The 13968-nt window shown below is 59.1% G+C and carries 11 protein-coding genes and 2 pseudogenes; 8 read left to right on the forward strand and 5 right to left on the reverse strand.

The window, feature by feature from the left end; all coding sequences use genetic code 11:
• Positions 1 to 48 precede the first annotated feature (48 nt).
• The 6 genes and pseudogenes from AWB69_RS20955 to AWB69_RS20980 all read left to right on the forward strand — a co-directional run bounded on the left by AWB69_RS20955 (position 49) and on the right by AWB69_RS20980 (position 6053).
• A complete protein-coding gene (locus tag AWB69_RS20955) occupies positions 49 to 1014 on the forward strand; it encodes an amidohydrolase family protein (RefSeq protein ID WP_062088243.1) in 966 nt (321 codons plus the stop codon).
• A gap of 58 nt (positions 1015 to 1072) precedes the next feature.
• Positions 1073 to 1825: a maleate cis-trans isomerase family protein gene (locus tag AWB69_RS20960; protein ID WP_062088268.1), complete on the forward strand. Its 753-nt coding sequence runs from the start codon at positions 1073 to 1075 to the stop codon at positions 1823 to 1825.
• A gap of 31 nt (positions 1826 to 1856) precedes the next feature.
• Positions 1857 to 2696, forward strand: coding sequence for an alpha/beta fold hydrolase (locus AWB69_RS20965; RefSeq protein ID WP_062088245.1), 840 nt, complete (start codon positions 1857 to 1859; stop codon positions 2694 to 2696).
• A gap of 24 nt (positions 2697 to 2720) precedes the next feature.
• On the forward strand, positions 2721 to 3755 hold the full coding sequence (locus AWB69_RS20970; protein ID WP_062088247.1) for a M29 family metallopeptidase: 1035 nt from the start codon (positions 2721 to 2723) through the stop codon (positions 3753 to 3755).
• Between the two features lie 9 nt (positions 3756 to 3764).
• The gene (locus tag AWB69_RS20975; RefSeq protein ID WP_062088249.1) at positions 3765 to 4388 is read left to right on the forward strand and encodes an isochorismatase family protein; all 624 of its coding nucleotides are present in this window, start codon (positions 3765 to 3767) and stop codon (positions 4386 to 4388) included.
• 70 nt (positions 4389 to 4458) lie between these two features.
• Positions 4459 to 6053 (forward strand): annotated as a pseudogene (locus AWB69_RS20980) (MFS transporter).
• Between the two features lie 32 nt (positions 6054 to 6085).
• On the opposite strand, the gene AWB69_RS20985 reads toward AWB69_RS20980, so the two are convergent.
• Positions 6086 to 6592, reverse strand: a complete 507-nt coding sequence (locus AWB69_RS20985) for a MarR family winged helix-turn-helix transcriptional regulator (RefSeq protein WP_062088251.1) — start codon at positions 6590 to 6592, stop codon at positions 6086 to 6088.
• Between the two features lie 394 nt (positions 6593 to 6986).
• Here AWB69_RS20985 and AWB69_RS20990 point away from each other — a divergent pair, with 394 nt between their 5' ends.
• Together AWB69_RS20990 and AWB69_RS20995 are read left to right on the forward strand one after the other, a co-directional pair.
• On the forward strand, positions 6987 to 8312 hold the full coding sequence (locus tag AWB69_RS20990; RefSeq protein WP_062088253.1) for an MFS transporter: 1326 nt from the start codon (positions 6987 to 6989) through the stop codon (positions 8310 to 8312).
• 580 nt (positions 8313 to 8892) lie between these two features.
• Positions 8893 to 10227, forward strand: a complete 1335-nt coding sequence (locus tag AWB69_RS20995) for a hypothetical protein (protein WP_156528917.1) — start codon at positions 8893 to 8895, stop codon at positions 10225 to 10227.
• Between the two features lie 68 nt (positions 10228 to 10295).
• On the opposite strand, the gene AWB69_RS21000 is transcribed toward AWB69_RS20995, so the two are convergent.
• The 4 genes and pseudogenes from AWB69_RS21000 to AWB69_RS50815 form a co-directional block, all read right to left on the reverse strand.
• Complete coding sequence (locus AWB69_RS21000; protein ID WP_062088256.1) at positions 10296 to 11003, reverse strand: OmpA family protein; 708 nt, start codon at positions 11001 to 11003, stop codon at positions 10296 to 10298.
• 155 nt (positions 11004 to 11158) lie between these two features.
• On the reverse strand, positions 11159 to 11899 hold the full coding sequence (locus AWB69_RS21005) for a flagellar motor protein (protein ID WP_062088257.1): 741 nt from the start codon (positions 11897 to 11899) through the stop codon (positions 11159 to 11161).
• A gap of 49 nt (positions 11900 to 11948) precedes the next feature.
• On the reverse strand, positions 11949 to 13184 hold the full coding sequence (locus tag AWB69_RS21010; protein WP_062088258.1) for a cyclic nucleotide-binding domain-containing protein: 1236 nt from the start codon (positions 13182 to 13184) through the stop codon (positions 11949 to 11951).
• A 553-nt stretch (positions 13185 to 13737) separates the two neighbouring features.
• Positions 13738 to 13842 (reverse strand): annotated as a pseudogene (locus tag AWB69_RS50815) (NAD(P)-dependent oxidoreductase); the annotation flags it as partial.
• Between the last annotated feature and the right edge of the window lie 126 nt (positions 13843 to 13968).

Below are 13968 nucleotides of genomic sequence, written 5' to 3' on the forward strand. Positions count from 1 at the left end.
GTTCTGCTCAAACAATCAGTACGCTGAATAAACGTATGGAGTCTTCTCGTGACTAAACGAATTCGGAAAATCGCCCTGGAAGAACACTTTTCAACGCCTGGTTTCCAGGGCTATTCAAAAAGCTTTACCCAGCACATTGCCCCTGATGTGCTTGCCGATCTCGCGGCCCGCCTTACGGATTTCGACGAGCAGCGCATTGGCGAGATGGACCGCGCGGGGATTGACTACACCATCCTGTCGCAGACGGGGCCGAGCGTGCAGGGCGAGACTGACCCGACCCTGGCCGTGGCCCGCGCCAGGGAAAGCAACGACTTTCTGGCAAAACAGATTGCGCGTCATCCGGGCCGGTTCGGCGGTTTTGCAACGTTGCCCATGCACACGCCTATAGGGGCTGTTGAAGAACTGACCCGCGCTGTCCAGGAGCTCGGTTTCAAGGGTGCGCTGGTCAATGGGCACACGCTGGGAACGTATTACGACGACCGGGCGTACGACGTTTTCTGGGCGCGGATGCAGGAACTCGATGTCCCGCTGTACCTGCACCCTACGGATGCCTATGTGATGCCGAAGGTGTTCGACGGCCATCCGGAATTGACGGGCGCCGCGTGGGGATGGGGCGTGGAAACGGGCAGCCATGCGCTGCGGCTTCTCTTCGGCGGTGTCTTCGATCGCTTCCCCGCGCTGAAGGTCATCCTGGGCCACATGGGCGAAGGCTTGCCTTACCTGCGCTGGCGATTCGATAGCCGTTTCGCTGTTTATTCGCACGGCATCCGCCTCGAGCGCGCGCCGTCCGGGTACATCGGAACGAACATCCTGATCACCACATCCGGTGTGTGCTCGGCACCCTCGCTGCTGGGTGCGATTGGCGAGATGGGTCCGGAGGCCGTGATGTTCTCGGTGGACTACCCGTATGAATCGACAGCGATTGCCGCTGATTTCATTGAGCAGGCGCCGCTCGACGATCACGTCAGAGAGCTGGTTTGCCACGGTAACGCAGAACGCATTTTCAAGCTCTGACGCCGGTTTTGCCAACACGGGCACGAGTACATCACATCCAATGGATCTGGAGTTGGCAATGACGAAGCAATATCGAATTGGTCAGATTGTGCCGAGTTCGAACACGACGATGGAGACGGAGATCCCGGCCATGCTGCTGGCACGCCAGACGATCCGTCCCGAGCGGTTCACGTTTCATTCCAGCCGCATGCGCATGAAGAAGGTGGTCAAGGAAGAACTGGCTGCGATGGATGCGGAGTCGGACCGCTGCGCGCTTGAGTTGAGCGATGCTCGCGTGGACGTGCTGGGCTACGCATGCCTGGTCGCAATCATGGCGATGGGGCATGGTTACCACCGCGTGTCGCAGGAGCGGCTGCGCTCACGCACGGTCGAGAATGGCGGGGCGGCACCGGTCATCACCAGCGCCGGCGCACTGGTCGATGCGCTGAAGGTGATCGGCGCCACGCGCATTGTGGTGGTGGCGCCCTACATGAAGCCGCTCACGGAACTGGTGGTCGACTATATCCGCAACGAGGGATACGAGGTGCTCGATTACCGCGCCCTCGAGATTCCCGACAATCTCGACGTGGGCCGTCACGACCCGAGCTTGTTGCCGGGTATCGTGGCGCAGATGGACACATCGAACGCTGACGCGATCGTGCTCTCGGCGTGCGTGCAGATGCCGTCGCTGGCGGCGGTAGCCAAGGTCGAAGCCATGACGCGCAAGCCGGTCATCACCGCTTCGATTGCGACGACCTACGCCATGCTCAAGGCGCTCGGACTGGAGACGGTGGTGCCGGGTGCAGGCGCGCTGTTATCGGGGGCTTATTGATTTGCCTAAGTTTGATCAATCCGGAGTCCGCATGAGCATAGAATCCACCTTCCTCCACGGCGGCAACGTCCACGCGAACGGGATCCGCCAGCACTACCTGCGCTACGGCGGCGACACCGGCGAGCGTGCCGGGCGCGACGCCGTCATCATCGTGCCGGGTATCACCAGTCCGGCCGCGACGTGGGGTTTCGTCGGCGAGCGCTTCGGTACGAGCTTCGACACCTACGTGCTCGATGTCCGCGGCCGGGGCCTGTCCTCGGCATCGGATACGCTTGACTACAGCCTCGATGCGCAGGCCGCGGACCTGATCGCGTTCGCTCGGGCAATCGGGCTCACGCGCTATAGCGTGGTGGGTCATTCGATGGGCGCGCGCATTGGCGCGCGCGCCGCCCGCGCCCAGCCGCCGGGTCTGGCGCGGGTGGTGATGGTCGACCCGCCGGTGTCCGGTCGGGGGCGCCGTCCGTATCCGTCGCAGTTGCCTTGGTACGTCAATTCCATGCGCCTCGCGCGCGAGGGAACGGATGCAGAAGGTATGCGCCCGTTCTGTCCCACCTGGACGCATGAGCAGAGGCAACTGCGTGCCGAGTGGTTGCATACCTGCGACGAGCGCGCGGTGATCACAAGTTTCGAGGGCTTTCATTCCGACGATATTCACGTGGACCTGCCGCATATCGGCGTGCCCGTCATGCTGATGACCGCCGGACGCGGCGACGTGGTGCGCCCGGAAGATGTCGAGAAGATCCGTACGCTTGTGCCCCAGCTCGCGCATTCGCATGTTCCCGATGCCGGCCACATGATTCCGTGGGATGACGAGGAAGGTTTCTATCGCGGGTTCGGTGACTTCCTGGGCGCACCGTTGCCTCAGGCCTGATGCCCATTTCTTGAGGAGACCACCATGCCAGTCAGCGACTACCAGATGATCGAAGCGTGGAAGCAGGTGTTGACGCTCTCGCGGCTCGAGGCGGGTCAAACCGTCACCATTCTCACGAGCGCGGCGACTCATCCGCAGACGCTCTCGACGGCGCTGATCGCCACGCAGTCGATGGGCGCTATTGTCAACCGGCTGGACTTGCCGCCGGTGAACGGCGAGAAGGCGCTCAGCCGCGATTCGCTCGCGTACCTCGGCACGACGCCGCTCACGGGTAACCCCGCAGCCATTGCAGCACTCAAGGCGAGCGACCTTGTGCTGAACCTGATGACGCTGCTGTTCTCGCCCGAGCAGCTCGAGATCCTCAAGACCGGGACCCGGATCCTGCTCGCGGTCGAGCCGCCCGAGGTGCTCACGCGGCTGGTGCCAAGTCTTGCTGACCGCGAGCGGGTATTGGCCGCACAGGCCCGTATCAACGGGGCTCGCGAGATGCACATTGTCTCGGCGGCGGGGACGGATTTTCACTGCCCGATAGGCGAATTCGAGGCGATTGCGGAATACGGTTTCGTCGATGAACCGGGGCGGTGGGACCACTGGCCAAGCGGCTTTGCGCTGACGTTCCCGGACGAAGGCCGTGCCTATGGGCGCATTGTGATCGACAGGGGAGACATCCTGCTGCCGCAGAAGAGCTATGTCCAGGACCGTATCGAACTGACGATTGAGAATGGTTTTGCCTCCCGCATAGAGGGCGGCATGGACGCGGACCTGCTCAAGGAATACATGGGCACCTTCAGGGACCGCGAGGCTTACGCCATCTCGCACATCGGCTGGGGGCTGCAGCCGCGCGCGCACTGGTCGACGCTGGGCTTATACGATCGCGAGGCGACTATCGGCATGGACGCGCGTGCGTTCGAAGGCAACTTCCTGTTTTCCCTGGGACCGAACAACGAAGCGGGCGGCAAACGCACGACGGCCTGTCATATTGATATCCCGCTGCGTCACTGCGACGTGTTCCTTGATGATGAAGCCGTGGTGCGCGACGGCCGCGTGCTGGATAAGTGAGGAATCAGCATGTCCAATGAACTTGATACCTATCAGCGCCAGAGCTTCGGTTCGGCGCTGGAACCGAAGGCGCCCGCAGGGCTGCTCATCGTTGACTTCGTCAATGGTTTCGCGGACCCCGAGGTATTTGGCGGGGGTAACATCGCGCCGGCCATCGAGCGCACCGTCGCACTGCTGGCGCACGCGCGTGAACGCGGTTGGCCCGTCGCCCACACGCGCATTGTGTTCTCCGACGATGATGCCGACGAAAATATCTTCACGCTGAAGGTGCCGGGCCTGCTCGCGCTCAAGGAGCATGCACACAACAGTGCAATCGTGCCGCAACTCACGCCGCGTGATGGTGAATTGGTGGTGCGCAAGACCGTGCCGTCGGCGTTCTTTGGTACGTCACTGGCCGCGTGGCTTGCGCTACGTGGCGTGCAGACGCTGGTGGTTGCCGGGGCGGTGACAAGCGGCTGCGTGCGCTCGAGCGTGGTGGACGCCATGCAGTATGGCTTCCGTCCGTTCGTGCTTTCCGACTGCGTTGGTGACCGCGCTATCGCGCCTCACGACGCCAACCTGTTCGACATGGCACAGAAGTACGCCGCCGTCATGACCCGCGACGAAGCATTGGAAGTACTCGGAGATATGTAGCAAGCGTTAAGCCAGTCAATAAGTATGACTGAATTAAACCGTGGTGATAACCGTGCCGCCAGGAGTGAGAATGGACATCTCGACGTCGGAGCCATCGCGGCGCACGGTCACGCGCCACGAATTGACGCTTATCGTCGCGTCATCATTCGGGGCGTTGCTCGAATGGTACGATTTTTATATCTATGCGGCGCTGGCTGGAACATTCAGCACGCTTTTCTTTCCCAGCGGTAATGAGACCACGGCGCTACTCGCCAGTCTCGCCACCTTCGGCGCCGGATTCCTGGTACGGCCGCTCGGCGCTTTGTTCTTCGGCCGTCTGGGCGACAGGATCGGCCGGAAATATACCTTCATGGCGACCATCGTCCTGATGGGTGTCGCTACGGTTGGTGTCGGGTTGCTGCCGTCGTTCGCCAAGATCGGCATGCTGGCGCCGCTGTTGCTTGTATGCCTGCGGTTATTGCAGGGTTTTGCATTGGGAGGCGAAACGGGCGGAGCGGCTACGTACCTCGCGGAACATTCTCCCGCAGGCCGCCGTGGTTTATACACAAGCTCGCTGCAAACAACTGCGACGCTTGGTTTGCTCTCATCCATTGCGGTAGTCAGCGCGAGCCGACGCGCGATGGATAGCGCATCATTCCAGGATTGGGGCTGGCGCCTGCCGTTTCTCATTTCCATCGTATTACTGATTATCTCTGTCTACCTGAGAACGAAGCTGGCGGAGTCTCCGACCTTTCAAGGGATGAAACAGGCGGGAAAACTGTCCAAAGCTCCGATCAGCGAGAGCTTCGGCAAGTGGAAAAATCTCAAGTACGTGCTTATCATGCTGTTCAGCACAGCGTCCGGGGTGGGCGTTGTGTTCGGGACCGGCCACTTCTATTCGATGGTGTTCCTGCAGAACACGTTAAAAGTCGCACCTGACACGGTGAATCTTTACCTGGCTATCGCGCTGGTATGCGTCTTTCCGTTCTATCTGGTATTCGGCTGGCTTTCGGACCGCATCGGGCGCAAGTGGATCATGATGACCGCCTGCCTGTTGCTCGCCCTGACCACCCAGCCCATCTTTCACGCGCTGACGCATTACGCCAACCCAAGACTGGAGATGTTCCAGAAAACCTCGCCGGTAACCGTTCATGCGGACGACTGTCACTTTTCCCTGTTCGCTGCGCCAAAGACCGAATGCGACCGCATCCGGTCGTTCCTGAGTGCGTCGGGGGTCTCGTACAGGCACGTGCCGTTGCAGGCAGGGCAGTCGACAACAACCACCATTGGCGGTGCGACGGTGCACGGCAGCGACCGGGGGATCTGGAGCGTGTGCTGCTGGCCGCGGGCTGGGTGCGGCACGCGGACCCGTCGCAGATCAACGCGCCTGCGGTGGTCTTTCTGATGTGGTTGCTGATCGTCTATCTCGCCATGGTCTACGGCCCGATGGCGGCATTCATGGTCGAGCTCTTTCCCGCTCGGATTCGCTACACTTCGCTGTCACTTCCGTTCCATCTCGGATCGGGCTGGTTCGGCGGGATGTTGCCGTTCGTGGTCTCCGCGATGGCCGTCGAAAGCGGGAACGTCTATTTCGGCCTGTGGTACCCGATCGTGATTGCAGGGGTGTCGCTGGTAGTCGGCGTGCTCTTCGTTCCCGAAACATTCCGCCGGGATGTCTCGCAGTGAAACAGGTTTAGCGATGAAACCACGCCGGCTCTTCAGTCGAAGTGCTTGAGCAACGTGCGGCCGTACTGATTGTTGCCTTCGACCAGTTGCATCATCATGCGGACGAATTCAACGCGCTCTTCGGGAGCCAGCGGCGCCAGGAACCGAACCTGCGCGTCGCGCATGCTCTCGTACATTTCGTTCATCACACGTCGGCCCTTGACGCTGATGTTTGCAATTTTCTGGCGTCCGTCATCAGGACTGGGTTCGCGCTTGACCAGCCCGCGCTCTTCGAGGCGCCGGAGAACGTCCGCCATGGTAGTGCGGTCGACGCCGACTTCTGCACACAGCGACGTCTGGTCGAGCCCGGGGCGCTCGCTCAGCGTCGTCAGCAAGCCATATTGAACCGGAGTGATTGCAAAGTCCTTGCAGCTTTCGAAGAACAGCGCGACATGGATCTGATTGAGACGCCGGATCAGGAAGCCCGGGCGCTGCCATAAGTGACCGGTCTCGATCGTCGGATTCGAGACGGCAGCTTTCTTCTCCGTAACTGTGCCCATATTCATCCTTTCCAATAAATCCTGTCGTTCAGGTCAAGTGTAACTCGCACTTGCATGATGCCGTGAAGCTCCGAGCGAGTGAGATTGTTTCGTTAGCTTCTGGTCCGTGCAACCTTTAGGGGAACCCCTGTTGCAATCGGTTTTTTTTCCGGATAAAAAGTTATCTGTCAGTGCGCTGATGATTTTACAGCCAAGTTGCCGGACCGTCGTCGAAGACAGGTTTTCCCTCTCAGCTTAAGAGTTAACTTAAGAAGCGTCACGCAAGGATATCGGCCAGCGTGCTCGTCAGCGACTGAACCTATATCAATTTCGTCAGTATGCTGATAAGTTCGAGGACGGCAGATTTGCCAGGCGTGAACTTTCACTTTGAAGTTTCACTTGTTTGGAGCCAACAATGAGTACTACACCTGCCAGATCGAATGAGGCGGCCCTGGGGCCGCAGTCGATGTCCTGGAGCGATGTCAAGACGCTGGGTCTCGCCTCGCTGGGCGGGGCGCTTGAGTACTACGATTTCATCGTCGCCGTATTCTTTACCAAGCTGCTGGCCACCGTGTTCTTTCCCCCGCACACACCGGAGTGGCTTGCTCAGCTCGAGGTGTTCTGTATCTTCGCCGCGGGCTATCTCGTTCGTCCGATCGGGGGGATCTTTTTCGCTCACTTCGGCGACAAGATTGGCCGCAAGAAGATGTTCGCGCTCAGCCTGTTCCTGATGGCGTTTCCTACGCTGCTGATCGGCCTGCTGCCCAGTTATGAAATGCTCGGAATGGTCGCGCCGCTGCTGTTCCTGCTATGTCGGATTCTTCAGGGTCTTTCAGTGGGCGGTGAAGTGCCGGGCGCGTGGATCTTCTGCTCGGAACACGTCCGGCGTGACCGCGTGGGTCTTGCGTGTGGCCTCCTGATGTCGGGGCTTTGCACCGGCATCCTGCTTGGCGCGTTGAGCGCAAAGTTCCTGATGGGCAACCTCGACGCCGACAGCCTGAAGAGCTGGGGCTGGCGTATGCCGTTTATTGCCGGCGGGGTCTTTGGGCTGATCTCCGTGTACCTGCGCCGCTACCTGCACGAAACGCCTGTCTTCGAGGCCTTGCGTGCCAAGCGTGCTGCCGACCCGCGTTTGCCGCTGTCCGTCGTGCTCAGGCATCACCGGGGTGCGATTGCTGTATCGCTGCTGGCCACGTGGGTCTTCTCCGGGATCTTCGTGCTCTACTTCCTGTACACGCCAACCTTCCTGCAATCGCAGTTTCACTACGAGGGAAAAGCGGTCTTCACGAACAACTCGTGGTCGATCTTCGGGCTGATCATAGGTAGCACGGTCGCAGGCTGGGCTGCAGACAAGATTGGCGGTGGCCGCGCGTACGCACTGGGCAGCGTGGCGATGCTGGCGGTGACAAGCGCCTTCTACTTCGCACTGAGTTCCGGAAGCAGCGCTGTGTGGCCGCTCTATATTGCAGGGGGATTCCTGATCGGCACCATCACGCTCGGACCGTACATCATTGTCAAGAGCTTCCCGCCTGAAGTCCGCTTCACGGGCTTTGCGCTGTCGTATAACACCGCTTACGCGATCTTCGGCGGCACCGCGCCTGCCGTTGCTTCGTATATGGTGGGCCGTCAGGGAATCGTCATGGCGCCGGCCTGGTATATCGCCGGACTGTGCGTGCTTGGTGTCGTCATCGGTCTCTGCTGGCGCGCTCCGGTGCATGCGGATGTTGCCGCGTCGCGTTGAATAGCATTGCACCTTGATGTGCCGAGAAACCGTGCGTTGTGGCTGGACGGTGCGCGCGGCTTCTCACCGTGGTCAAGACGTGAGGATGCCGCCACGTCCGGCAGAGCTGCGCGGACAGTCCCACACCTTCCGGGTGACGGTCAGGTTTCCGGCCGTCAAAAAGAGGATTCGTACGGAGGTTTTCGATCCTGATCCTCTCCCATCCCTCCGCCCGATTGTCTGGTTGAAGAACGGCTGGTCAATCAGCAGTCTGTTGCTTCCCGCACATAGCGCGGCAAGACCAAGGTTCCTCAGCGCAAACAAACAGGTGCTATAGAGCAGTTGGCTTTGCCGGCAAGACCGCATCAGAAGCGGGAGGGCACTATTCGACCGCTCTACGTACGCCAGCCTACGTTGATTAATTAAAAAGCTCATTAGTATTCGGGCGACGTAAAGACATTCGTTCTCCCGAGGACCCGGCGACGTACCTAGCAGCTAATGATCTGACGTATCGATCGACACCGTTGCCCGATCCCCTGACTGCTCAAAAAACTAACGATGGTGGCAAATAAAGATGTCGATGCGACGATTCTCGATAAAGATGCCAGACGCCACCAGCCTGGTGAGCATAGGCCTTGTTCTCAACCTGTTCCTGATGCGTCCGACAGCGCTTGGCGAGGCCTACACGCCGCTAGGCATGGCGCTGGCGCTACCTCTTGTCGGCCTGCACTTGCTGCACAACTTCAAGAGAACTCGCTACTCCAATTCCGCCATTCGCTGGGACATCGCTACTCTGCTTACGTTGCTGGGTCTTTACTGGCTGTACATCTGTCCGATCTCAATCTTCTTCGAGAAGTCACAACTCGACTGGGTGCTCAAGGAGTTCATTACCAGTGGGATAATCGTGCTGGCTTACGGCGCGTTTCTCATCGATGTGGACGCTAATCGCAAGTTCTTCAGGACCTTGTGCACCGTCATCGCGCTACTCGGACTTTCCAGCGTCATCACCGTCGCGCTGTCTGCCATACTCGGTGGCAAGGAGTCGTTGTTCTTGTTCTCGGTTGACGTCAAGGGCTATACCGAAGCCACGCTGCATCAACAGACCTCGACCGGCGCCGTCTACTTCCCGTTTTCCATGCTGTACGGCGACTATGTTTCGGGCGCCGTGAAGCTCGACCGTTATTGCGCATTCTTCCGGGAAGCCGGGATTTATCAAGGGGTGGCGTGCTTCTGCCTGGCCTATGAGGCCTTTACGCGGCGCTCGAAAGTTGTCATGTTCGGTCTTGCAGGCGGAACGATCTGCGCGTTCTCGTCGCTGGGTGTCGCCTTGCTTGCAATGACCATGGGCTCCATTTTCCTGTTCTCGGGCACGCGCGTTCGCGCCTGGCGTGTCGTGCTGACGGCGGCGATGATTGCTCTCGTTTATCCCGTCTCCATGTACACACCTTATATTGGCCTGGAAGACAAGGCGGTCACACACGGCTCCTCTCTGTCCGACCGCTCCATGTCGATTGAACGAGGTCTTGAAGATGTGCGCCGTAATCCGCTTGGCAATGGCCTCTACTCCAGCCTTGGCAGGAATGACGGCATTTGCCTGCTCGCGGAACTCGGGATGATCGGGCTGTTCGGGTTCATCTGCAAGGTGCTCCTGCTTTCCGGTTTCAGGCTGGGACCCGGCCGGGACTGGAAGAAGATCGCAGCATGCGCACCGTTATTGATAACCGCGCTGGTCTCGCAACCTATTGCAGGCGCGCCGATGATGTATGTGATTGGCATGGCGTTCGTGCCGCGAATGATTCGGCGCAGATTCGAGGCACACGGCCATATGATCGGACAACGTGGTTTCCACGAATCGGGCAATGCATTCATGCCGCAGGCTATAACGAATCACCCGGTTGAGTGCCCGCTACCGGGGCCGCGGATCGGGAACGCCTGAGCCGGTTTGTTGCCGGCTTACGTCCTGGTCAACCGGGTGGTCGACGTCGAGTCGCTACTCGCGCGGGTCTACTGAGGTGTGCCCGGAACATCGTATTGCACGACGATCACCACACGACGGTTGGCTGCGCGGGCATAGGCGTCGTCTCCGATCACAGCGGGGATGTTGTCCGCGCGACCAATAGCCGCGAGCCGGTGTGGTTCAATGCCCCGATCGACCAGGAACCGGACGAGCGAGCCGGCTCTCGCGGAGGAAAGCTCCCAATTGGACTCGTATTTCGCCGTGGATATGGGCACGGAATCGGTGTGTCCTTCCACCAGGATCTGCTGTGCCGAATGCTCCTTGAGCGCCGTCGCCACCTGATCCAGCACTGCGTCTGAATCCTGCATCAAATGGGCTTCACCCGAGCGAAAGAGTATCTTCGCATTGATTTCTATTTCGACACCGCGCGCGGTTTCGTGAACGAGGATTTCCTGCTTGTCGCGCAGTACCTTTAAAGCCGCGATCAATTCTCGCCTGGACGCCTGGACCTGTTTGAGCGCCGCAGTCCGGGACGCTTGAACATGGGTGTCGCTTGCGCCTTGCTTCTCGACGGGTGTAAGCGTGAGACTTTTACTTTCGGTTTCCCGATGCTGGGCCAACTGCATTGCGTACAGCGCGATGAATAGCACCATCAGGGTGGTCACGAAATCCGAGTACGATATCAACCATCGTTCGGCGAGTATCTCGGCGTCGTCGTCGAACTTGGGATTAGGCTTGGTCGTGACTGAGGACATGATCTTCAGATAGAAAGTGGCGTGGGTGAAGCGACCTGGCTCACGTGTTTCGGCGAATCACTGTTTCACCAAATCATGAGGAATCCTTGGTGAATGTCAGGAAAGGTAGGCAGCCGCCGGAACCCGATCGTTGACTTCGCTTATCGCATGAGCCTCTAAGTAATATCCGCCACCAGCCGGGCTTCGATCAACTGCGGAGACTCCTTGCGGGAGATCGCAAGCAAGCCGTCAAAGTACAATTTCTTGAATCGTAATTCGCTATCTATTCTTGCCTTGATTTTTCCGTAGATGGGCAGCAACAGGATATTGGCGAGGGCCAGTCCATACAGCGTCGTGATAAAAGCGACCGCAACACCCTGGCCAAGCAGAGCAGGTTCCAGGAGGTGCCCCGTCACCTGAATCAGGCCCAGCACCGCTCCCAGGATGCCGAAGGTAGGAGCATAACCCCCGGCCTGCAGCCATATCCGCGCCGCAGCCATCTGGTTGCGCTCATACGCGTCCAGTTCTCTTTGCAAGGCATCCTCGATCACGGCGGTCGGCACGCCGTTGGCGATCAGCTCCAGTCCTCTCTTGGCAAAGGGGCTGATGCCTTCGGGATCGATGGTTTCGAATGCGAGCATCCCTTCCACTTTTGCTTTATGACCCCATTCGAGCAGGATGGTCAGGTTTTCCCGGTCTATCGGCTTGGCCTTGGTGAAGACCATACCGAGTTGCCTTACCCCTGCCGAGAATTTGGTCCACGTGTTCTGAACCATCACGGCGCCGATCGTGCCGCCCAGCACAATGACAATGGCTTCTACCTGGAAGAGCGTCAGGAAATGGCCGCCTTCCAGGGTGAAGCCGGCCACGATAGCGACGATGCCGACCAGCGCTCCGCACAGCGTTAGGATGTCCATTCGATCTCTCGTTTATCTTTTTTTGACGACGGTGACTGTTTTCGATGAGTCAGGTTCCGACCGAACGCTGTTCGGCGTCGGCGTCGGCTGCGGGCCCGGCTTTTATCGACTTGACCAGTTGAATAAAGCGTTCTTCAATGTCCTGTATCTCAAGAGGATTGGTCACGAGTTCACGACGCATGATCCACGCCGTCTCGCTCTGCCGTGCCTTCGTCATGACTGAAAGCAGCCGCTCCGAGACCGTGTGGTCCGTCGCCGAGGCGAGCAGTTTCGCGAGATCGTAGGTATCGAACGCGCTGACGGCATCGAACAGCGTCCGGTCGTCAATGAGATCAAGGTCAGTAAGCGATTCGAGTTCGGTGACCGGTCGCGCCTTCTTCTTGGAGAAGTAAGCCACGCCGTTCTTTTCGATGTACGTCAGTACCTTGGTTCGCCGGAAAGCGAAAATGTCATCGGCAATTTCCGCGCGCGAGAGCTTATCGAGTATCAATTGTCTCTCGACGCCGATCAGCGCTTCGAGATCGGACAGCTCTATCAACTCCAGTTCGCTGGCGATCGAAATATCAAGATCGTGGTCACCCACTCGTTGAGCACGTTCAATGATCCGCACGGGATCGAAGGTGACAACCTGGCGGCTGATGGTGTCGTCCACGGCGGGAGCCGGGACGTTGCCGAGAAAGTCAGGGCGACCCGACTCGAGTATGACGAGGTTGAGTTTCTCCATGCGTTTGAGCATGGCCATGACGTGCACGCGAGGATGACCTGCTACTGCCTGGCACCGCTTGCAGACTTCGGTAAGTGCGATTGACACGTCATCGGATTGAAGCCGTCGACCTCGTGCTTCCCGATTGACACCGCCTGCCATCAAGCTGAGCACGTGGGCGTAGGAGACTATGCCGGGTAGGAAGTCAGCGTTCGTGTACGTCGCGAGGAGCTCGTCCTTTCTTTTGTTTCGGCGGATCAGCGTGCGCATCAAGTGGCGAAGGAGCGGCGAGACGCGCTCGAGTTCTTCTTCCACGATCTTTGCTTCGACCACGCTCAGCCGGCAGAAGCTAAGCGCCTTCGCTGTCGACCCGCGTGGCTCGGACGGCAACAATGCCGACTCTCCGAAGCACTCCCCCTTGCCCAGGGTCGCCAGGACAACACGCCTCTCGTCGCATTTCGCCGAGATCTCGACTTTTCCTTCGGCAATGACATAGATAGCCGAAGTTCCGATATAGCCTTCCGAGTAGATGACTTCACCCGGGGCGACCGTCCGCAGTCTGGACAACGATTCCTGATTCACAATGTAGCCCCCCCGAATTCTATTTGTCAGGCGCGCAAGCGCTTCGCCAATATTTATGTGCTACAGATGCAATATCGACTTTTTTTCCAAACTCTTTAGCGATGCTTGCGCAACAAACAAATTGATTCGCGGCGGGGCGTAGCAGGCCTGTACCGAGACGTGCTGGAACGATCATCTGCTGCAAATACGCAAACGTTAAACCAGGCCGGCAGAGGCCGATCAGCATCAGGATTGCATTGGAAGACCGAATGCGCCGCCGGGTGCGAGCAGCGTGTTGCGGCCACGCTCGGCGCCGGCACGCAATTTGGAACGGCCGAGGTCAAACAGGCAGAAGACACGATTACGTTTTCCGTACAGGGAGCTTCGTATCCTGATCGGGAGGGCGAGCACCAGACACGACATTGATCGGTGTACCCGAATCAAAAGCGTTCAGATTCTCTGCGATGCCCTTGTTCAGTCGTTGTGCGCCGCTCGTCGCGGCCCACTGATATGAGGCGTCACAATCAGGTTTCGATGGAAGCGATCAAGCACGGGGGGGCGTGACGTCCGGAGGTTCCTGGGGCAGCACATCGAGCGCTGCCCCTCCAAGGCGGCCGTTCGTCAGGGCATCCAGCAGTGCCGGGGTATCTACAAGACCACCTCGTGCGCTATTGACGAGCTGGTTATCGCTATGGTTGCATCGCTTAAAACATTGACCACCTGACCGGGTCACGCCCTGAGGCGGTCCGTCAAGGTTTTTCCGAGGGCAGGTGCAGCCCACATCCCTGAGCTTGTCGCCTCGGGC

The sequence above is a fragment of the Caballeronia udeis genome (genome assembly GCF_001544555.2).
In the GTDB taxonomy this organism is placed as follows: Bacteria; Pseudomonadota; Gammaproteobacteria; order Burkholderiales; family Burkholderiaceae; genus Caballeronia; species Caballeronia udeis.

Coding starts and splice junctions, on each gene's coding strand:
- AWB69_RS20960 (WP_062088268.1), top strand. CDS start 1,073: ATGACGAAGCAATATCGAATTGGTCAGATTGTGCCGAGTTCGAACACG.
- AWB69_RS20965 (WP_062088245.1), top strand. CDS start 1,857: ATGAGCATAGAATCCACCTTCCTCCACGGCGGCAACGTCCACGCGAAC.
- AWB69_RS20995 (WP_156528917.1), top strand. CDS start 8,893: ATGCCAGACGCCACCAGCCTGGTGAGCATAGGCCTTGTTCTCAACCTG.
- AWB69_RS20990 (WP_062088253.1), top strand. CDS start 6,987: ATGAGTACTACACCTGCCAGATCGAATGAGGCGGCCCTGGGGCCGCAG.
- AWB69_RS21005 (WP_062088257.1), bottom strand. CDS start 11,899: ATGGACATCCTAACGCTGTGCGGAGCGCTGGTCGGCATCGTCGCTATC.
- AWB69_RS20975 (WP_062088249.1), top strand. CDS start 3,765: ATGTCCAATGAACTTGATACCTATCAGCGCCAGAGCTTCGGTTCGGCG.
- AWB69_RS21000 (WP_062088256.1), bottom strand. CDS start 11,003: ATGTCCTCAGTCACGACCAAGCCTAATCCCAAGTTCGACGACGACGCC.
- AWB69_RS20970 (WP_062088247.1), top strand. CDS start 2,721: ATGCCAGTCAGCGACTACCAGATGATCGAAGCGTGGAAGCAGGTGTTG.
- AWB69_RS20985 (WP_062088251.1), bottom strand. CDS start 6,592: ATGGGCACAGTTACGGAGAAGAAAGCTGCCGTCTCGAATCCGACGATC.